Origin of the sequence: Dendronalium phyllosphericum CENA369, from assembly GCF_016056275.1 — a bacterium.
Classification (GTDB): domain Bacteria; phylum Cyanobacteriota; class Cyanobacteriia; order Cyanobacteriales; family Nostocaceae; genus Dendronalium; species Dendronalium phyllosphericum.
The window spans coordinates 62,875-83,942 of record NZ_JAECZA010000313.1 but is presented as its reverse complement, the minus strand read 5'-3'; the positions used below and the strand labels follow the sequence as shown (position 1 = coordinate 83,942).

The following is a 21,068-nucleotide window of genomic DNA, read 5'->3' as shown; positions in this document are numbered from 1 at the left end:
AACAATTTTTAACATCGACCTACTTATTCGCCATTAGCTACGATAAATCAGTTTTTCGGGTGGAATTGCGAGACTTGTTTGTTGATTGTGATGTAAATCGCCGTAAAGATTCAAATATTCAACTTCAGCGGTAGTTAGTTTACCTTGCTGAACGCCTGCGATCGCTGCATCAATTTCTTTGCGGTTAGTCAAACCTGTTAAGCAAACATCGACACAATTCTGCGTTAACGAATATCGATATAGATCGGGAACAGTAGGTTGCCAGCATTTTTCTGGTAAACTACTCGGAACATCCCAGAGTGCGCCTGAGTGAGAACCTGTAGATTTAAAAGTGACGATACCCTGTCGAGAAGAGTCTTGCACGTCCAATTGATTAAATATTTGACTTTGAGCAGACCGATGCGCGACATTGTGTCTGACCATGACTACATCTAACAAATCGCTATCTAAGCACTGTTGCGCTAAATTGATATCGTGGAATGAAGCACCAATATAGCGGACGGCTCCCATTTTCTTGAGTCTTTCTGAAGCACCAAACATTCTTTCAATGGTGCGTTGATAAACAGAATTAGTGCCTCTTAAATCAGGCGAAAGTTGCAAGCAATCCTGTAAAATTGAGCGATCGCTAGAACCAATCCAGCCCCAGAACAATACATCAATATAATCAATTTCTAGTTCTACGAATTGATCCAATAGAGCGGCTAGAGCCATTTCTGGACTTTTGATATAAGTCACAGTCGCCAGCACCACTTTCTCTCGCACCGAGGAACGACGGTTACACATCTGACGCAGCGCTCCAGACATGGAACTGTAAATATAGTGGTGCAAATCGCTAGAGTAGAAAAAGTAGTTAATCCCCCGCTCGAAAGCGTAAAGAGTATCCCCACTTGAGATGTTACCACCACCACCCAACCCAAGACAGCTGACTGTTAAATCTGTCCGCCCCAGTTTGCGGTAAAAAGGTAAATCTGATTCTGGAAAATTATTTATTACATGACTAACTTTGCTAGCTTCAGCTACTTGAGGCGATGCAAGATCGGTTAGTTTCATTGGTCTAATGGAGTGTAGATATCTTCAGAGTTGGCATTGAGGTAAGAATGCTGCCAGTCAATTCCTAGAAGGGAAAAGTGCTGACGGATAAATGCCATGCGGCTTTGGGGCGATTCATCACCTTGTTGACGAGCTTCTAGCAAAGCATTAGCAACAATTTGACAGCGATTCATCCCAAAACTTTCCGACTCAGCAAATTTAAAATCTGGTTCTTCTGCTAGAGCAATTCCAGGGGCCAGAAATTTTGTAAACAGGGGTACTTCGGTGCGGAAATGCGATCGCTTTTCTGCATAGATAGTTCTTAACACTTGCCAGATTGCTTGATAATTGCTTTTCTCAAAGTAGAGAACCCCACTGTCATAGCGTCCGTAATCAGAAGGGTTGTATAGCACTTTAAAGGTGAAAGGAATTTTGATTTGATTTAATTGCCGTGTCAGGCTTTCCATAACCGCGATCGCACCTTCAGGTGTCAAGTTAAAGTAAACTCTGACTGTTTGAGGAGAAGTGTCTGGCCCGGCATTGCTAACGGCCATGTAAAAGCCGTTTTGAACTAGATTGCGAGGCATACGGATAGCTACTATACTGCCTACGGAGGCGGATCGCTCGGTAGGTTGTAAATGGCGATCGCGCTCAATATGCAAAGTCAAACCGCTTTTAGTAACAGCGATACTCCCATCACTTTCTTGTCGCAGCACAGACCAACCGGGAGCGAAGTAGCCTTCACCAAGATTACTATTATGTAGGCGATCGTAAAAATCCAGGTCTACCCCCAGAAAAGTATTGTTCTCTAGATTCTGATGCAGTGCTAAGTCACCTGAACCAATACCTGTTGCCAAGTGAGCTTGTAGAGACCCATTGTAGTAAATACCATAGAGAAAACTTTGCAGTTGCAGACTCAAGTACTTATTTTGCAGATCCAAGGGTGTCCGTTGAAAACGAGTTACTACCTCAGCAGGAATATCCAAGGGTTTGTAAGCTGGATGGCTAATACAGAAGTCGGACTTGATTTCAACATTATTGGCTATATCTTGCAGAGCATCTAGCACGCTTGACAATGAACTTTGAAGAGATAGTAGTTGCATATTACGAATTACGAATTAGTATGAGTTCAGATTCTGCTATTCCAAAAACTGTTGGCATTGATTGTTCGGGACGACACAACAAACTTTTGGCAACCTGAAGCATACAGATACCCATATTCCCAAAAGATTTTTGATGCTGGATCGTTGCTTGAATTTGTTGAATAATGGCAAGACCAGAAAACTGCACAACTCGTCTCAAAAAATCAGGGCAATACTCTAAAATTTCGGGAAAGTTCGCCAAATATGCTTTAGTCAAAGCTGCAATCGAAGGCTGAAGCTGTTCGAGTGGTGTCATTGCTAATCGCAAAGATTCTTCGACATTAATAGACTTACTCACAACCAAGCTACTTAGCCAGAGTTGTAGATAACTGGCGATGAGCATTCCTAAGTCAAATGCAGGATCTCCCCAAGCACCTCGCTCCCAATCGATGAGTCGAATAATACTGTTAGTTGATTGTGATGCTAAGACATCTTGCCAATTGTTGTATAGGAGGATGTTATTCAGCTTCAAGTCATTATGCGTCAGACAGCAAGGCCTAGATCCAGCGATGAGTTGGGCGATCGCTTTTCCAAGGCTATCGTAACGCTGATAGAGTGCAAAGAATTTCAGCCCGTCTGCGGGAACCCGACCAAAAACTTCAGGACTAATCCGTTCTAGTCCAAGATTAAAGTTGAAAGCTTGTTCAACAGATATATCTTCAGATGTTTGCAAGAAAAATTCTTGGTACTTTTGACAATTGAATGTAGCACGATGGATTGTAGCTAAAACAGCTCCAATTGGAGTTGCGATCGCTCTTGGAAAAACATTTTCCTTAATATAAAAATCAACTAGATCGCAATAGTCTTTGAGGTAGTTAAAAACAATTACAGAATGTTCCGCATCAAAATGTAAAACCTCTGAAAGCATTGGGCGAATGTGACTGAGTTCAGGAGTTTGTTGAAAGAACTGATGAATTCGCCATTCACTCAAAAATTCAGCCGCAGTTTTTCCTTCTCGATTGTGACGCTCTTGTTTAACGAGGAGTTGGCGATCGTCTTGTAAACTCAGTAATAAGTTAAAGTTTTTAGCAGCTTTTAGCTCTACTTTACTTAAAGCTTGCTCTTGCTGAAGAAATAACTCCTGCTGAAGTAAGTACTCGAAAACATTTTCAGAACTTAATAAAAAAGTCACAACTAAAAACTCCCTTAAAATTTGTTACATAAGGCTCATTGCATAGATGAGTTTTATCAAAGGGGCTAGTAGTACGCCAAGGCAACTTGGCGGGGAAAAGGGTAAAGGGGAAGGTTTTTTATCCCTTACCCTTTTCCCTTTACCCAACCTCCACCCATCAAAGTTGCTTTGACAAACTACTAGAATGCTCTGCTTCTCCTTTCAGGGCCAGGGTGGGGCTTACCTTTTGTAGCAATTATTATCGGTGATGCATTTACTGAGATAAGTATGCTTACAGTAATACTGGCACATACTGGAGTAGAACCACCATTGACAGTATAAAGTTCGCTATCACCTAGTTCATCCATATAGCCTTCAGAATCAGAAAATAGCTCCGAACCAATAGGACGTAAATCGCAAATGTTAATGTTAGCCATTGTTTTTTCTCAGGAAAGTTGAGTGAAATTTGATTAGCTGTATATTTTCTAATCACACTTAAATGTTCTAATACCAAATCTAGTATTTCAAGTATTTAAAACTTGTTTTATTTGCATAAATACATAAGTTATGTTTTGATTTTTCAAACATTTCAAATTAAAAAAAATCCTTTTGTCTATTACATTAGAGAATATTGTCTACTCTCACTAATTTGAATCATGCCATTTGGTACTGAGACTATTCCTCTGGTCTTAACTAATGCTGCTTCTGTACTGTCACAGCACTAACGCCTGAAAAGCCACAGTTCTGACACCAGACAAGACTAGTGTGTAGTTTTGTAACAACTTGTGGAATTCCCGGAGTTTTGATTCAGAGAAGTAACAGAGGTTTTCGAGGATAAACCGGATTAGTTTCTATCTGGGCATTGCAAGTTATACCAGGAGGAATTGCTGTGGACAAGCAAGGTCTATACTTAACAACTTTTCAGCATAAGCTTTTGCTTAAGAGTCTAGAAACAGATTTACGTCCAGAATATCGCCGTCGGATTGAAATCATGTTGTTGGCAGATGCAGGTCAATCTCAGACTCAAATTTGTGAAGCTTTAGGATGCTCTCAAGAGACGGCTCGGCATTGGATTACTATGGCCCAAACAGGTCAGGCTCACCATTGGAGCGATCGCCCGATGGGTCGTCCCAAAGCCGTGAATGAGCAATATCTCGCTCGTTTGCACGAACTAGCAAGTCATAGTCCGCGCGAACATGGCTATTCATTTGAACGCTGGACAGGACAATGGTTAAGCAAGCATTTGGCAAAAGAGACGGGAATTAAAGTTAGCGCTTGCCATATTAACCGTTTGCTCAAAGAAATGGGACTTTCGACTCGACACAAACATGAAACTCCCAAGCAAGAAACTGATGGGACAAAGGATTCCCGGATTACTATTGGCAATTTGTTACCAAATTCCGAGCCTGATTTTCGCTGGTCATTGAATTTTCTGAAGACAAGTAATTAATGCCGTTAGACTCCTAGTAAATCATGGTTCAGAATAAAACAGAATTTTCCGCTCAACAACTTGCCCAAACTCTGGGTCAGCCTCTTTCAGAACAAGAACTTTCAGACTGCATCAAACAAATTGAAATTTTACAACCAAGTGCAGGCAAACTGTTCTGGCAGACAGCAGACGTAAGCGTTGGCATTTATCTAATTCTGGCAGGTAAAGTCAGATTGCTCGATCGCAGCGATAATTTAATCGCTTCTGTAGGTACGGGAACATCATTCGCTCAACTAACGCTATTTCCAGAAGAACAATTTCAACCTTATGCAGCTAGGGCTTCGGTAAATCTTAAACTAGGCTATATTCCAGGAAATTATTTGCGATCGCTCATCCGTAAATATCCTGCAATTGGGCAGCATCTCCACCGTCAAGCTGTACTTTGGGATTTACTGCTATTATGTCGCCAAAATGGGGCGCTAAATAATGCTGCTTACGAAAGCGTAATGCAAATCCAACCACTCTTAGAACAGCACAATCTCCAAATTAGCAAACTTCCATCTTCTCTACTCAAAGACCAGCAACTTTGGATACTGCGTCGCGGCGAACTATCGCACGCCTCTGGACTCAAACTCACTGCTGGCAATATTTACAATTTGTCTGAGTTACCCAAAGAACGTGGTTGGCAGGTAACTCAAAGTTCGCAACTATACAGCCTCAGCCGTTCGCATTGGCAAACAGCATTGCAATATCTGCCACAACTAGCTGAACTCGATGCTAACAACCATCCCGTCACAGCATCTGAACCTGTTATATTTCCGCAATTTACTGTTGAGCCAAAAAACCAATTAAACAAGAAAATTAGTAAAGCTTACTTTCCTAACCCAACTGTAAAAATCGGTCATTTATGGCAACGCATGACTCGACGCTATCCCTTCTTTGAACAACAAAGTACGTCTGATTGCGGTGCGGCTTGCTTAGTAATGGTTGGTCGCTACTGGGGTAAGCGTTTTAGCGTCAATCGGCTGCGGGATATTGCCAACGTTGACCGTAATGGTTCGTCGTTACGAGGTTTAGCCGCCGCCGCAGAAAGCATTGGGTTTTCGACTCGACCAGTAAAAGCCAGCCTGGATAAACTTGCCCAGCAAAGCCTCCCGGTTATTGTGCATTGGGAAAGCAAACACTACATTGTTGTCTACGAAGTCAGAAGCGATCGCGTTATCGTTGGAGATCCAGGTATTGGTCAGCGTACCCTCTCTCATACAGAATTTAAAGCAGGTTGGACTGGCTATACTTTATTACTCCAACCCACAGCCCTACTCAAAGAAACAAAAGAAGCTAGCACTCCTTTCTGGCAGTTTTTTGAATTAACTAAACCTCATTGGTTGGTATTGTTGGAAGTATTCATTGCTTCTATCCTCATTCAAATTTTTGGACTGATCGCGCCACTATTTACGCAATTACTATTAGACCGAGTGGTTGTGCAACGCAGTGACCTAACACTAACAACTGTAGGCATAGGCTTAATTATCTTTAGCCTTTTTAAAGTTGCCATCACAGGATTGCGACAATACCTTTTAGACCACACAGCTAACCGCGTGGATTTAGCTTTGATTGTAGGTTTTATTAGCCATACCTTCCGTTTACCTCTGAACTATTTCGAGTCTCGCTACGTTGGCGATATCATTTCCCGCGTCCAGGAAAACCGCAAAATCCAACGTTTTTTAACTGGTGAAGCACTATCTATCTTTCTCGATTTACTAACAGTATTCGTTTATGTCGGATTGATGTTTTGGTATAGCTGGAAGATGGCATTAATAACTCTAGTGATTGTGCCACCATTCGTATTGTTAGCGCTGATCGCTACACCTTTTTTACAACGTGTTTCCCGCGAGATTTTTGGCGCGTATAACGAAGAAACTGGATATTTAATTCAATCTCTCACTGGCATCCGCACGATTAAGTCTATGGCAGTTGAGCAGACAGTGCGCTGGCATTGGGAAGAACTTTTTGGCAAGTCAGTGAAAAAGACTTTTTCCGGGCAGGTAATTGGCAACACATTGCAAATATTTAGTTCTGGAATTGAAGCTATAGTCACCGCAGCATTATTATGGTTTGGAGCGTGGCAAGTGATTCAAAATGAACTTACCATTGGGCAACTCATAGCTTTTAATATGTTGCTGGGTAATGTTATAAATCCCTTTCAAAGACTGATTTTGCTGTGGAATGAGTTGCAAGAAGTACTAATTGCTGTGGAGCGAATTAATGATGTGATCGATGCCGAACCAGAAGAAGATTTACAACATCAATCTCATCAATCTTTGTTAGCAATCCGCGGTAACATTCGCTTTGATAAAGTTACTTTCCGCTATCACCCAGAAAGTGATGTTAACACCTTAGAAAATATCAGTTTTGAAGTCCAACCAGGACAGACGATCGCACTTGTAGGACGCAGTGGTTCGGGAAAGACAACGATTTCTAAGTTGATATTGGGGCTGTATCCTCCCACAGAAGGAAAGATTTTGATTGATGGCTATGATGTCACTAGCTTATCGCTGCGATCGCTCCGCCAGCAAATTGGTGTAGTTGACCAAGATACCTTTTTATTTGGCGGTACGATTCGGGAAAACATTTCTTTAGGTCATCCCGAAGCCTCTTTAGAAGAAGTCATAGAAGCCGCTAAACAAGCAGGAGCGCATCAATTTATTAAAGAGCTACCAATGGGTTACGAAACCTTGATCGGTGAGGGGGGAGGAATGATTTCTGGAGGACAAAGACAACGGTTAGCGATCGCTCGCGCCCTTGTGGGAAATCCCCAACTACTGATTTTGGATGAAGCTACCAGCAGTCTTGATGCTGAGTCTGAACGCATCATCCAGACTAACCTCAATACAATTCTTCAAGATAGAACAACAGTGGTAATTGCACATCGCCTTTCAACAATACGCAATGCAGACAAAATTTTAGTACTAGATAAAGGTTTGTTAGTTGAAAGTGGCACTCACAATGAATTAATGGCTAAACGCGGTCACTATTTTTATCTCAATCAACAACAATTTACTGTGGCAATTTGAATCAATTATTTTGGGTTACTTAATAAAAGAATTAACCATGACAAACGAATTTACAACACAAGAGCAATTCAGTCAAAATGGTCATTACCATAGTCATCAACTAGATTTAAAACCTCAAACAAAATCTTCTATATCTTTAGGTCATGACTGGTCTTCTTTAACCAAAGAACTAATTGATACATTGCCACGAGTTTGGACGCGGGGATTGCTATATTGGCTGGTAATATTTGCGGCGATCGTTTTACCTTGGGCGATGCTATCTAAAGTAGACGAAACAGGTAGTTCTACGGGAAGACTTGAACCCCAAGGCAGAACTCTCAGATTAGATGCACCTGTTACGGGAAAAGTTGTAACTATCAAGATTAAAGAAGGTCAAAAAGTCAAAGCTGGACAAATTTTATTGGAATTAGATTCAGATTTAACTCGCACTGAATTACAACAAACTCAGGCAAAGCTTGAAGGTCAACAAAATCGAGTAAATCAGCTTCAGTTACTCAAAAATCAACTAACAATGTCTTTACGTACCCAGCAATTACAAAACCAAGCTCAAGAATCCGAACAAATTGCTCAACTTGACCAAATTCAGCAACGGTTGAATTCCAGCAAACAAGTATATATTCTCGAAAAAGGTCGGCTGAAATTAGCTAATAACGAAATACAACGTTATCGATATCTTTGGCAAAAGGGCGCTATTTCTAAAAGTAAATTAGAAGAAGTAGAAGGCGCTATGTTTGAACGCCAGAGACTTCTAGAACAAGCGCAATCAGATATGCAACAGTCTACGACCGAAATTACAAAACAACAAAGCACCAATCAACGCATCAGTCGTACAGGTGAACTCGCACTTTTGGATAGTCAAAAACAAATTAAAGAACTCCAATCTCAAGTTTTCGATGTGCAATCAGAAATTGACCAAACCAAAAAACAAATTCAGTCTTTGCAATTTCAATTACAACAGCAAACTCTTCGCGCTCCCATCAATGGCACAATTTTTCAGTTATCTATAAATAATGCCGGAACAGTTGTGCAACCAGGGCAAATGATTACTCAAATTGCACCTGAGAAAGTACCTTTGATATTTAGAGCCGAGATGCCCAGTCAAGAAAGTGGTTTTCTGCGTGTAGGAATGCCTGTCAAACTTAAATTTGATGCTTATCCTTTTCAAGATTATGGAGTAATTGAAGGCAAACTTCGCTGGATTTCGCCAGACTCTAAAGTTATAGAGACTGCCCAAGGCAAGGTAGAAAATTTTGAACTAGAAATTGAGATGCCAAAAACTTATATCGAAACTAGAAACAAACGGATTTTATTAACTCCAGGTCAAACAGCAACTGCTGAGGTAATTGTGAGAAAACGTCGCATTATTGACTTGGTATTAGATCCGTTTAAAAAGTTGCAAAAAGGCGGTTTAGAACTTTAATATTTTTTACTTAGATTAATTAGGAGTTAATTTATGTCAGATATTATTTGTGTTTCTCAAGATGAAATAATTCACCAAATGAAACTATCCTGCCAATTTCCTACTATTGTCGATAGTATCATTACTCGCAAAATTATTATAAATGTAGCGCAAGAAGTAGGTATAAAAGTTGAAACAGAAGAACTTCAAAAAGCCGCTGATAGCTTGCGATCGCTCAACCAGCTTGAGAGTGCCGAAACAACTTGGTCTTGGTTACAAAAACACTGTCTTTCTTTAGACGAGTTTGAAGAATTAGTTTATTATAATGTTATCTTTTCAAAGTTAGCAGAACATTTATTTGCTGATAAAGTTGAGCAGTTCTTTGTTGAAAATCAATTAGATTATGCTCAAGTAGTCATGTATGAAGTTGTTTTTGATGACTTCGACTTAGCAATGGAGCTTTATTATGCAATTCAAGAAGGTGAGATTAGTTTTCCTGAAGTTGCCCATCAATATATTCACGATCGTGAGTTACGCCGTAGCGGAGGATATCAAGGAATACTAAAACGCACACATTTGAAACCAGAAATTTCAGCAGCAGTATTTGCAGCAACTCCACCCCAGATTCTTAAACCAATCGTCACCTATAAGGGAGTACATTTGATTAATGTTGAGGAAATAATCAAACCTGAATTGAATAAAACTCTATATTTAACAATTATTTCGCACCTGTTTTCAGAATGGCTAAAGCAGCAATTAGAGCAAATTAAAGTTGAATACTCGGCTCTTGCACCTAGTCTTGGCAATGGCGTTGTTGCATGAATAGGGGAGAAGTTTTAAGAATATTTTCTTGGTTGGATGAAATCAATACATAACTAATGGTGAAGTTGTTGCAATTGATGAGAAAACCTTGTGCGGTTCTTATGATAAAGCTAGCGACCAAAGTACAATCCAAATGGTGAGACAGTGCGAGGCAATAAAATGGGCAAAAATCAGTTCAAGCTTGTGATTTTTGATTGTGATGGAGTCTTAGTTGATAGCGAACGGATCGTAAATCGCATTTTTGCTGAAACGCTTACGGAAGCTGGTTTTCCTATCACCTATGCAGAAGTAACTCAAAAATTTATCGGCAAGTCCTTAAAAACCTGTTTAGAGATTATCGAGGAATCCTATAATAAACCTTTGCCCAAAAACTTTGTCGAACTTTGCAAGGAAAGAGAAATCGCTGCCTTACAGCAAGAATTACAGCCAGTTTCAGGCATTACCGAAGTATTGGAACAAATTACATTACCAAAATGTGTAGCATCAAATAGCAGCCACCGTCATATTCAACTGGTATTGAAATTAACGGGACTTCTGCATAAATTTGACGGCAATTTATATAGTGCTAATGATGTTTCGCGCCCTAAACCTTTTCCTGATGTATATCTGTATGCAGCCGAGCAAATGAAAACTAATCCAGAAGATTGTGCTGTAATTGAAGATTCTGTACCGGGTGTACAAGCAGCATCCGCAGCACGAATGACTGTTTTTGGCTATATTCATCACAGCGATGTCTCACGACAAGCCCTTCGGGTTCGGGGGTTCGCAATCGACGGGAACCGCCAAGACTGCGACCCCCTCACCCCTGCGCGTCTACGCGCTGCTCTTTTTGAGGCTGGAGCACAGATAGTTTTTAACGATATGCGGCAGCTATCTCAGCTCCTTTAGTTATTGGGCAACAAAGAATGCAGACGAAAGTATATACTCTTGTCAGTTTCTGACTCTGCATCCTCTGCCTACTTTTACCCAGCCCTCTACGGACGATTACCAGAAGGATACTGATGCCCCAAAATGGGATGGGGTGTGTAAGGTTCTTCTAAGAATTTGCGCTCTTCATCAGAAAGCTCTAAATCCACCGCCTCGACAGCCTCTTTCAGATGTTCTATCTTACTAGCGCCAATGATGGGAGATGTTACACCTGGTTGATGCAATAGCCAAGCTAGGGCAATTTGTGTGGGTTTAACACCTCGTTTTGTAGCTAATTCCACTACGCGATCGACTACTTTAAAATCTGAATCTTGATAGTAGAGATTGTGAGCGAATTCGTCCGTTTTTGCTCTTAGTGTTTGCCCATAGTCTGCCTGATTACGATTTCCTGCTAAAAATCCTCGGGCCAAGGGACTCCAAGGAATAATACCAATCCCTCGATCTAGGGCTAAAGGTATCACCTCTCGTTCTTCTTCTCGATAAACTAGATTATAGTGATTTTGAATGGAGACAAAACGAGTCCAGCCGTGGATGTCTGCGGTATAAAGGGCTTTGGCTAACTGCCATGCGTAAACACTAGAAATCCCTAAGTAACGGACTTTACCTGCTTTGACAATATCATGTAGTGCTTCTAGGGTTTCTTCAATTGGTGTTTCATAGTCCCAACGGTGAATTTGGTATAAATCTACATAATCTGTCTGTAGCCGTCGCAAAGAAGCATCAATGCTATCGAAAATATGTTTGCGAGATAATCCTCGGTCATTGGGGCCATCACCGACTTTGCCATGTACTTTGGTCGCAATCACAACTCGATCTCGTTGAGTAAAGTCTTTCAGCGCTCGCCCGACAATTTCTTCACTCTTCCCCAATGAATAGACATCTGCGGTATCAAAGAAGTTAATCCCCAATTCTAAAGCCAGTTTGATAAATGGACGACTTTCTTCTTCTTCTAATACCCATTCGCGCAATTCACGCGAGCCATAAGTCATTGTACCTAGAGTAATACGCGATACTTTGAGTCCAGTTTTGCCAAGATTCACATATTCGATCATACTGTTTGCTCTACTTGTTGGGATGCTTAATATTGATTTGCCTAGAGTATTGCATAGCTATGAGCATTGCTTTGCAAAAGCCAGTCTTAAAATACTATAAGTCAATCGATTTACCGTAGTTAATGGTTATAATATTAAGAATTACATATAAATGAGAAATATGGAACAGGAAATCAGGAAATTTTTGGTAAGAAGATATTTTGAGTAAAATCTCTGGGATATGCAAAGCGATCGCCGCCGATAATCCAACTATGATTGCAACTGAGGATTGTAGTTAAAATAGTGTATAATTTAACAATTTTCAGAAAAAATAATATATAAGTAATTTTATTTATAGATTTAGAGTATTTAAATAAATCCCGCTCTAATTACTTATATATTAATTTATTTTTAAGTTAAATGAAATACCTACAAAATTATTATTATTATAAAATGAATTCCTTGCTTGGATGATAAAACAGAAGATCGGGTACATAGAAACCATATGTTGTCTAAATTATCATGTTTAATTATCTAATTTTATATACCTCTAAAATCTCAAAATAAGACTTGATTCCAAAAATATTAGTTATGCTAATATTTAGATAGGCTAACAAGTAAAAGAATTATAGTGTTTATCGTCTGAGTGAGTTACATTTCGTTGCAGTGAGGGGCTAGAGGCGAAGATGTACCTCATGCAATTAAGAACTGCCATAACAGGCCTTTGTGAAAATACAGGATGCATCAGAAGAGTTACTTGTTTTATCTGAAATTGCTAGTGCATCTGCTAAGCCTATCTTTGGGAGATAGTGTTCTTGCCCATGAGCTACAAGAACGTACAGAAAATTTAATTGCTCAAGAAAATTCTGCTCTAGATATCGCTTTAGCTCCTTACCTTGCTGATTTAAAAGGTAAGCGAATTCTGCTATCTACTGGTGGTGTGAAAAGTTGGTCGCTGATTTTAGCAGCCCAAGACTTGGGAATGGAAGTTATTGCAGTTACAGACGGCAAAACCACAGAAGAGGAAAAAGCTAAAATTCAACAATATCTTAGTGCAGATGGAATGCTTTTAGCTGATACGACTCCCCAGGCAATATTAAAGGTATTAAACCAAACCAAAGCTGATATTTTGATTACTGGGGCTGGCAATAAATATACAGCACTCAAAACGCGAATTCCTTTTTTATACATTAACCACGAACGTCATCATGCTTATGCTGGTTATGCAGGTTTAGTGGTACTAGCAAGCGAACTGCATGAAGCTTTGTATAGTCCTATATGGGAGCAAATTAGCAAAACTGCCCCTTGGGATGAAAAAATCAGCTATCAGCTATAAGCGCAACTTTCTTCTGTCAAGTCGATTTGACACTCCCCCGCTACACCATGAGGTTAGCGGGAGATTCTTGTTTCACAGAAACTTGCGTTGTGTGACAAAGAAAAGCGATTTTTTATCTAACCCACATTCCGCACCCTAAGTGTCACACAAAGCGCAACAAGTCGCTAAAGTAGTACACAAGAACTAAATAAGTTGAATATTCATCCAGATTAATGCGAATAATTGACATTAGGCTGAGTGAGATAGGAGAAAAGGGACTTTTGTAACGAACACAGAAGAATGGTATTACCACTTCTGGTCAGGAACCCAGTTGTATTTTTTATCTTTGACATCAATTTGCTTGGGAATCACTTTGAGTTCGTAGAAGCTGTCTGCCATGTTTTGTAAGCCTGTGAGAACTTCATCAGTCACGGGTAATACCTTGCGATCGCCTCCGCGCTCCTCTACGATTTCCATTGTGGCTAAATCAACTTTGTAGAGTTTGGAAAGCAGCTTGGCTGAATCTTTGTAGTTATTTTTTGCCCAACTACCTGCTTTTTCCAGTTCTTGCAAAATTATTTTTAAAATGTCTGGATGTTCGCGCACAAAATCTGGCGCAGCATAATAAAATCCTGGGCTTTCTACAGCAGCTTTTTCACCAAATACTGTAGTATTATCTGCCAATAAACGAGTACGTAGCCTACGTTCAGTTTCCGCAGTATAAGGGTCCCAGATTACCCATGCGTCGAAATCACCACGCTCAAAGGCTGGTAAAGCTTCGGCTGGAGTGAGATAAACAGGTTGAATATCTGTGTATTTCAAACCGACTTTTTCTAAAGCACGTACAATCATGTATTGCGAACTTGAGCCTTTAGCAAAAGCAACTTTCTTACCTTTTAAGTCATCCAGATTCTTGATTGGTGACTTATCTAATACTAAAATTGCGGAACTTCTGGTACTACTTGTACTTGCAGCCACTCGCACAAAAGGTTTATCGCTGGCTTGAGCAAAGACGCTTCCCGTACCACCGCCACCACCGAAAACGATTGCATCTACACCCATTCCCTCAAGTAAAGGTGCAGTCGAGGAAAATTCATTCCAGGTGACAGAAATACCTTGAGGTTGCAAGCGCTTCTCTAGACTACCTTGGGCTTTGAGAATATTCAGCAACGCCATCCCTTTTTGATGCCCCATTTTCAACACAGTTAACTTGCTGGCTTGGGATTTTTCTGTTGGTGCATTCGCTGAATTACTTGGAGCGCAGGATGCGATCGCAAAACTCAAGCCTAAACCGATGACAAATAATAATGCAAATGAGCGAATTCTTGGTTGCTGAAAAGATTTAAACAACCTCCTCTGATTTATCCAACTTAAAAACTGATGTAGCCATTTCTTGAACATATATATTCCTTTGTCTACTGGCATATTGTGTGTATTTATTTCTGTTTTTTAAACTTTATTTATTAATAATAATTAAATTGCCAAGCTGTTTTTTAGGTTATTAATACAAAGTACACAAAGGAAGAAAAATACAGAAGGCGTTTAACCCATATAATTAATGCGATAGACTAGTAGGCTAACTCACCTTAAATTGTTGATGGGAAGTTGGTGCGTTGCGCTGCGTAACAACACACCCTACTCTTTGATTTGTTTTGGTTGCAGATGAGAATAATATCAACTCACTGATTAATAGAAGTAAGTTGAGGATGAGGAATATCTAGCAAGTAGGAAAGTACTTCTTTGCGCCAAGCATCATATATTGGTTCAATGCCTTGGCTATTAGAACCATTAAAATTTTCTGCATCTTGCCAGCGTTGTTTGATGTAAGCAGCACGTCGCTTTTGAATTTCTTCATCCAATTCTAATAATTGTGCAGCCAGTTCAGTTCGTTCATTAAGTGAAGCTTGCTCAAATTTCTTCCGCCACCAATTAGCAATTGTGACGCGATGAATTGCTTCATCATCGCTAAATCGTTCGCTACTTTGTTGGGCTAATACTGCATCACCAATTGTTGATGTCAGTTTATTAAACCAAACTTGGGGTAAAATATGATGTTCGTAGTGTAGTTCCCAAGCAATAAATCCTAGCCAGTTACGATAGGGTACATCTTCGAGAAATTCCCAATGGCGTTTGGCTTCTTTACGGATATCGTCAATCGGATCGCGTCCAGTCAGAGCAATAATTCTGTCTCGAAAAGCGATCGCATGTGCGCCGTCATCACCAATTTGTCTACTCAAGATTAAATGCAAATCTGGGTCGGGAATCAATAAGATTGCCTTACTAGCAGCTTGCACAATAGACAAATCGTGACCACCAGTAGCAGCCCAATATTGATAAAAATGCTCTTTTTCTGCTTCTGTAATTGGCGGACGGCTGGGATGTTCGCGAGTTAATGGTACGTGTGGCGCGTGCTGGCTAAAGAGTTTTTCCAGGTTTTCTTTTTCAAACTCTACACTCCAGCTTCGAGTTAAAGTTGTAGCCATAATAGATTCCTTGAAGTATTGTAGATTGCGTCCTAATCGTCAATGCTGATGAGTTTAGGTAGCTGAGAAACTGGAATATCTAAGAAGTAAGACAGTACCTCTTGCCGCCAAGTATCGTAAATTACACCTGTTCCTTCAACTTCAATACCCAGCGCCCGACGGCTAACTTTTTCATGCTCTTTTAAATAGGAATTGCGGCGGCGTTGCACTTCTTCGTCTGCTTCGATTACCTGTGCAGCTAACTCCGCTTTTTCTGTTGGGGAAGCTTTGTCAAATTTACGTAACCACCACTCTGCAACACCTGCACGGTGGAATGTTTCGTCTGGAATAATTCTCGCTGTCGCAAAGCTGGAGGATTCTGGATCGTACAGCCGTGATAAACGGCGATTTAATGAGCCAATGGCAACAATATGATGTTCATAATGCAGCTCGAAAGCTAAAAACCCTAACCAGCCGCGTCGGGGTATATCTCCCATAAAATCCCAATGCTTTTGCACTTGCTTTTGGATATCGTCAATGGGATCGCGACCAAATAATGCTTCTACACGGCGACGAGTATTTTCTGCATGTGCGCCATCATCACCTAATTGGCGACTTAAAAATAACTGCAATTCTGGATCGGGAATTTTATCAATAACGTTGGCGACAACTTGCACAATAAATAGGTCATGGGCTGCACCACCAACACGAAAATGGTAAAAATTTTCTAGTTCTTCGGCTTTTGCGATCGCTTTTGGCTCTTGCAAGCGCTTTTTCGGAATATGGGGAGCGTGTTTATCAATTAATCTATCAATAGTTTCATTTTCAAATTCAATTGTCCAAGCGGGACGACTAATAGTAGCAGTCATATTGTGCTCCTGTGTGTGAGTTGTTCGCGCTCTGTGTAAGAGAGCCGATTAATACTTAGTCATTTGTCATTTGTTAAGAGGGAACAGGACATGATTGTGAAATTTTGTCACTTGTCTCCCTCATTGCTAAATAACTAGTAAATTAAGTTGGGAAATTTGTTATTATCCACACATTTTTTGCAATTGTGGGATGGTCTTTGACTCATAATTAACTAGGGTTTGAGAAAATGGTGAGCCTAGTTGCTGGAATTGAAAATCTTACTCCCATCCTAGGCTCAGACATCGCTTTTCAGAACCTTGGTAATCAGTGTTAGACAGTTAATCTTTAATTTCTCAAGCTATAAAATACTGTAAATCGACCAATAAACCGTAGTTTGTAATTATGAGATTTGCATATATGACGATAAAAAACAAGAGGTGTTATTCTCAAGCTTGCTTCTTGAGGTGAACTGTGGTAGGTTCATATTGCACAAAATACAGTAACTCGACTGATTTATCGTAGTTTAATAAAAAATATTACTAACCTAGTTCAAAGAGTTGCTGTGCTAGATAATTTCAAACATAACTTCGGGTAAATAGTCATGGGCCGGAAGATTTTATTAATTCTGTGCGATCGCGTCTGTTAAGACATTTCATCAAATAATTCTGCCAATAGTTTGACGGTAAATCGTAACGCCTAATATATCAGGCTGTTTCATGGCTGTATTTATTAAATAATCTTCTATTCATCGGAATCAAGAATCATGGTGCAAACTTCCATCGTCCGCAATGGTACTCTCGTTAAACCACCAACCTTTACCTCCACAGAAGCAGAGCGTCGTCATCGTAAGGAACGGTTAGCAGCAGCTTTACGCATCTTTGCCCGTTTAGGTTTTGCTCAAGGATTAGGAGGACACATCACAGCCCGCGATCCGGAACTCACCGATCATTTTTGGGTCAATCCTTTTGGTATTCATTTCAGTCGCGTTCGAGTCTCAGACTTAATCTTGGTGAATGCTCAAGGTGAAGTTGTTCAAGGTGATGGCGCACTCAATCAAGCAGCTTATGCTATTCACTCCCAAATTCACGAAGCCCGTCCCGATGTAGTGGCGGCGGCTCATGCTCATTCCTTCTATGGCAAAACTTGGTCAGCACTGGGTCGCTTAATCGATCCGATTACCCAAGATTCTGCTGTGTTCTACCAAGATCATGCTTTATTTGATGATTACAAAGGCATTGTATTGGATACCAGTGAAGGAAAACGCATTGCAGAAGGATTAGGCAATAAAAAAGCCGCAATTCTCCGCAATCATGGATTATTAACCGTAGGACACAGCGTAGACGAAGCGGCTTGGTGGTTCATTCGTCTAGAAGATGCAACTAAATCCCAGTTGCTAGCCGAATCCGTAGGTAAACCCATTCCTATTGAGCATGACCTCGCTTTGAGTATTCAACAACGCAATGGCACTCACGAAGCAGGTTGGCGCGCATTCCAATATTTATGGGATGAAATTACCCGCGAGCAACCAGATTTGTTGGATTAATAGCGATTGAAAATTAGGGACTGGAGAAAAAGTCTTCCTCTATCCTTAATTAACGATTTACAGGAGAATTATTATGCCAGTTGAGTTTATCGGGTTAATCCGCACTAAATCGGCTTCGGAGTTAAACACTGTACCAGGTAGTTTGGCGGATGATATTATTGACCCCGCCTATGTACGTGAGTTTGCCCAAGCTCATGAAAAAGGCGATTTTGACAAAGTATTAATCGGCTATAGCTCTAGTAGTCCTGATGGTTTTACCGTTGCTACCCATGCAGCTGCATTTACCGAACGCTTAGGCTTTTTGATCGCGCATCGTCCAGGTTTTGTAGCACCAACTTTAGCAGCTCGTAAAGCAGCTACCCTCGACCATTTCACTAATGGTCGAATTGCGGTACATATTATCACTGGAGGTAGTGATGCTGACCAACAAAGGGATGGCGACTGGCTTGACCATGACAACCGCTATCGTCGTACCGATGAGTATTTAGAAATAGTCCGTCGTATCTGGACAAGCGATACACCCTTCGATTACGAGGGGGAATTTTATCGCGTTAAAGATGCTTTCTCTGCCATCAAACCACTGCAAAAGCCTCATATTCCCCTTTATTTTGGCGGTGCATCCGGCCCGGCTGTAGCAGTAGGAGCCAAGCATAGTAACGTCTATGCATTGTGGGGTGAGCCAATAGCCGCAGTTAAAGAACGGATTGCCCAAGTTAGGGCTGCTTTACCTCTCGGTCGCTCTATTCGCTTTAGTGTATCTCTGCGTCCTATCTTGGGTGTGACAGAAGAACAAGCTTGGGAAAAAGCCAGAAATATTTTAGGGCGGATTCAAGAACAACGCAAAGGTGTGAAAGTCGCTCCCCCAGCTAGACCACAGGCGGTAGGTTCACAACGGTTACTGGATTTCGCAGCTAAAAACGAGATTTACGATAAGCGTTTATGGACACCGATCGCCGCCGCTACTGGTGCTGCTGGCAACACAACGGCACTGGTGGGAACACCTGAACAAGTTGCAGAGGCCTTAGTGGATTACTATGACGCAGGTGTAACTACATTACTAATCCGGGGCTTCGATCCCCTACAAGATGCCATTGATTACGGACGGGAAGTCATTCCTTTAGTCCGGAAAGAGGTAGCAAAACGAGAACGCCAAGCTGTGACAGTTGGGAGATAGCAATCATGGTACAAACATCTACATCTACGAGAACTGTTGAATTAATTACAGCTGATACTGCATTAACAGCAGTCAAAGCAGGTTTAAAAGAAAGCCAAAATCTAGGTGCTAATGTATCGATAGCTGTTTACAATTCGCTTTTAACTTTGGTAGCCTTTGCACATGGTGATGGCGCACCACCTCACAGTGTGGAGACTAGCAAACGCAAAGCCCAAACAGCAGCTTCGATTCGTCGCCCTACAGAAAACTTTGCCGATCATCTGGCTGTGGCGTTACCCCTAGCTTCGGATAACTTGTTAACAAATCTCGGTGGTGGTTTACCTATCCGCTTTGGTGGTGTCCATGTAGGAGCCATCGGTGTTGGTGGCGGTACTGTTGAACAAGATATTGCCATTGCCAAAGCTGCGTTAAATGCGATCGGTGCAGAACCAATAGATTAACTATCTACCCAATTTGAGCAATGATTCTTAGCCATTACCCTGGTTCAATTGTCGGAAGCGATCGCTTTCTGGCTCCAACAGATTTTCCCGACAGCCCTCTCTCTCAAGCGTTGCAACAGCCTGTATTGTTGGGGTTATTTCTCCCCATCCAAGCAGGCGGTTGGAGTGCTTCCACATTACCACGTACTACCGATTGGAGCTTTGAATACAACAAGGATCTGGTGCTAAAAACCGAGGCGCTGGGCTTTGATTTAGTATTTGCACTATCACAGTGGCTACCTAAAGGTGGCTATGGTGGTGTGTTCAATGGTCAAGCGCTGGACTCTTTTGTGACCACAGCTGCACTCACGACCCTGACACAAAAGATCATGCTGATTTCCACCATTCATGTGTTGTACGGGCCGATTCATCCCTTGCACTTAGCTAAGTACAGCGCAACACTCGACCATATATCAGGGGGTCGCTGGGGTATTAACGTGGTGACTGGACATCGCGCTGTTGAACACGAAATGTTTGGTTGGAACCGCATTGAGCATGACCATCGTTATGAACTTGCAGCTGAGTTTATTGAAGTGCTGCAACGTTTATGGGGTGATAACGAGAACTTCTCATTTGAGGGTAAGTCTTCGTGGAAACTCAATGGTGCTTATGTCACACCTAAACCGAAATATGGCCGTCCGGTGTTAGTCAATGCTACAGGCTCAGAAGCAGGTATTTCCTTTGCTGCACGCTATTCTGACATTGTGTTTATTACTAGCCCAGCAGGTTCAGATTTCAAGAGTGCGATCGCAGCGCTACCCGCACATACTAAAAGAGTAAAGCAAGCTGCGCGCGATATCGGGCGCGAAGTACGGACACTCCTCAACCCGATGGTAATTAGCCGGGAAACTGAGCACGAAACTTGGGAATATCACGATGCGATCGTTGCTCATACTGACCCAGCCGCACCTTCGGGCTTTAGCAGATTCGACAGCGATGCACACGCTTGGAAAGGTCGCGTCGGTAAAGATGCACCAAAGCGCCGGGCTATTGGTGGTAACATCGAGGTCATCGGTACGCCTGAGCAGGTAGTCGAGCAGTTTGTGCAGTTGAAAGAGGCTGGTATTGATGGCTTGCAGTTGAGCTTCTATGACTTTAAGCCTGATTTGGAATTTTTTGGCGATCGCATCCTACCTCTAATGAAACAGGCAGGTCTGAGGTTATGAGTTCTTGTAGAAATGTTACTTTGATTATGCTTATAGATGCTAGCAATCTTATTGCTAATAAATCAGCATTTTAAGTTTGCACTATATGATTTAAATTGCAAAATTAGTTTTATATG

At 41.2% G+C, this 21,068-nt stretch carries 17 protein-coding genes and 1 pseudogene; 10 read left to right on the top strand and 8 right to left on the bottom strand.

What is annotated here, in order from left to right:
- Positions 1-33 precede the first annotated feature (33 nt).
- The 4 genes from I8752_RS35345 to I8752_RS35330 all read right to left on the bottom strand — a co-directional run bounded on the left by I8752_RS35345 (position 34) and on the right by I8752_RS35330 (position 3,719).
- On the bottom strand, positions 34-1,050 hold the full coding sequence (locus I8752_RS35345; RefSeq protein ID WP_214436800.1) for an aldo/keto reductase: 1,017 nt from the start codon (positions 1,048-1,050) through the stop codon (positions 34-36).
- The gene (locus I8752_RS35340; RefSeq protein WP_214436799.1) at positions 1,047-2,132 is read right to left on the bottom strand and encodes a T3SS effector HopA1 family protein; all 1,086 of its coding nucleotides are present in this window, start codon (positions 2,130-2,132) and stop codon (positions 1,047-1,049) included. Before I8752_RS35340 ends, I8752_RS35345 begins: the two co-directional genes overlap by 4 nt.
- 1 nt (position 2,133) lies before the next feature.
- Entirely contained in the window at positions 2,134-3,303 is a 1,170-nt protein-coding gene (locus tag I8752_RS35335) for a phosphotransferase (RefSeq protein WP_214436798.1), read from the bottom strand.
- 179 nt (positions 3,304-3,482) lie between these two features.
- Positions 3,483-3,719 carry a hypothetical protein gene (locus tag I8752_RS35330; RefSeq protein WP_214436797.1) on the bottom strand — a complete coding sequence of 79 codons (237 nt, stop codon included), beginning with the start codon at positions 3,717-3,719 and terminating at the stop codon, positions 3,483-3,485.
- Positions 3,720-4,171: 452 nt separating this feature from the next.
- Between I8752_RS35330 and I8752_RS35325 the strand changes: the two genes are divergently transcribed.
- From I8752_RS35325 to I8752_RS35305, 5 genes are all read left to right on the top strand, one after another.
- Complete coding sequence (locus tag I8752_RS35325; RefSeq protein WP_318780939.1) at positions 4,172-4,732, top strand: helix-turn-helix domain-containing protein; 561 nt, start codon at positions 4,172-4,174, stop codon at positions 4,730-4,732.
- 23 nt (positions 4,733-4,755) lie between these two features.
- Positions 4,756-7,785 (top strand): ABC transporter transmembrane domain-containing protein, encoded by a 3,030-nt coding sequence (locus I8752_RS35320; protein ID WP_214436796.1) that lies wholly within the window; start codon positions 4,756-4,758, stop codon positions 7,783-7,785.
- 37 nt (positions 7,786-7,822) lie between these two features.
- On the top strand, positions 7,823-9,205 hold the full coding sequence (locus I8752_RS35315) for an HlyD family efflux transporter periplasmic adaptor subunit (protein WP_214436795.1): 1,383 nt from the start codon (positions 7,823-7,825) through the stop codon (positions 9,203-9,205).
- A gap of 33 nt (positions 9,206-9,238) precedes the next feature.
- The gene (locus I8752_RS35310; RefSeq protein WP_214436794.1) at positions 9,239-10,006 is read left to right on the top strand and encodes a foldase protein PrsA; all 768 of its coding nucleotides are present in this window, start codon (positions 9,239-9,241) and stop codon (positions 10,004-10,006) included.
- Between the two features lie 159 nt (positions 10,007-10,165).
- Positions 10,166-10,894, top strand: a complete 729-nt coding sequence (locus I8752_RS35305) for an HAD family hydrolase (RefSeq protein ID WP_214436793.1) — start codon at positions 10,166-10,168, stop codon at positions 10,892-10,894.
- An 86-nt stretch (positions 10,895-10,980) separates the two neighbouring features.
- On the opposite strand, the gene I8752_RS35300 is transcribed toward I8752_RS35305, so the two are convergent.
- Positions 10,981-11,985, bottom strand: coding sequence for an aldo/keto reductase (locus tag I8752_RS35300; protein ID WP_225896115.1), 1,005 nt, complete (start codon positions 11,983-11,985; stop codon positions 10,981-10,983).
- Positions 11,986-12,751: 766 nt separating this feature from the next.
- Here I8752_RS35300 and I8752_RS35295 point away from each other — a divergent pair.
- Positions 12,752-13,300 (top strand): annotated as a pseudogene (locus tag I8752_RS35295) (nitrogenase component 1); the annotation flags it as partial.
- A gap of 285 nt (positions 13,301-13,585) precedes the next feature.
- On the opposite strand, the gene I8752_RS35290 reads toward I8752_RS35295, so the two are convergent.
- The 3 genes from I8752_RS35290 to I8752_RS35280 all read right to left on the bottom strand — a co-directional run bounded on the left by I8752_RS35290 (position 13,586) and on the right by I8752_RS35280 (position 16,610).
- Entirely contained in the window at positions 13,586-14,680 is a 1,095-nt protein-coding gene (locus I8752_RS35290) for an aliphatic sulfonate ABC transporter substrate-binding protein (protein ID WP_225896114.1), read from the bottom strand.
- A gap of 278 nt (positions 14,681-14,958) precedes the next feature.
- The gene (locus tag I8752_RS35285) at positions 14,959-15,762 is read right to left on the bottom strand and encodes a hypothetical protein (RefSeq protein ID WP_214436790.1); all 804 of its coding nucleotides are present in this window, start codon (positions 15,760-15,762) and stop codon (positions 14,959-14,961) included.
- A 32-nt stretch (positions 15,763-15,794) separates the two neighbouring features.
- Positions 15,795-16,610 carry a hypothetical protein gene (locus I8752_RS35280; RefSeq protein ID WP_214436789.1) on the bottom strand — a complete coding sequence of 272 codons (816 nt, stop codon included), beginning with the start codon at positions 16,608-16,610 and terminating at the stop codon, positions 15,795-15,797.
- 743 nt (positions 16,611-17,353) lie between these two features.
- On the opposite strand from I8752_RS35280, the gene I8752_RS35275 reads away from it, so the two are divergent.
- From I8752_RS35275 to I8752_RS35260, 4 genes are all read left to right on the top strand, one after another.
- Positions 17,354-18,133 carry a class II aldolase/adducin family protein gene (locus tag I8752_RS35275; protein ID WP_214436788.1) on the top strand — a complete coding sequence of 260 codons (780 nt, stop codon included), beginning with the start codon at positions 17,354-17,356 and terminating at the stop codon, positions 18,131-18,133.
- 73 nt (positions 18,134-18,206) lie between these two features.
- Positions 18,207-19,307 carry an LLM class flavin-dependent oxidoreductase gene (locus tag I8752_RS35270; protein WP_214436787.1) on the top strand — a complete coding sequence of 367 codons (1,101 nt, stop codon included), beginning with the start codon at positions 18,207-18,209 and terminating at the stop codon, positions 19,305-19,307.
- Between the two features lie 5 nt (positions 19,308-19,312).
- Positions 19,313-19,747 (top strand): GlcG/HbpS family heme-binding protein, encoded by a 435-nt coding sequence (locus I8752_RS35265; protein ID WP_214436786.1) that lies wholly within the window; start codon positions 19,313-19,315, stop codon positions 19,745-19,747.
- 20 nt (positions 19,748-19,767) lie between these two features.
- Entirely contained in the window at positions 19,768-20,952 is a 1,185-nt protein-coding gene (locus I8752_RS35260) for an LLM class flavin-dependent oxidoreductase (protein WP_214436785.1), read from the top strand.
- The last annotated feature ends 116 nt before the right edge of the window (positions 20,953-21,068 follow it).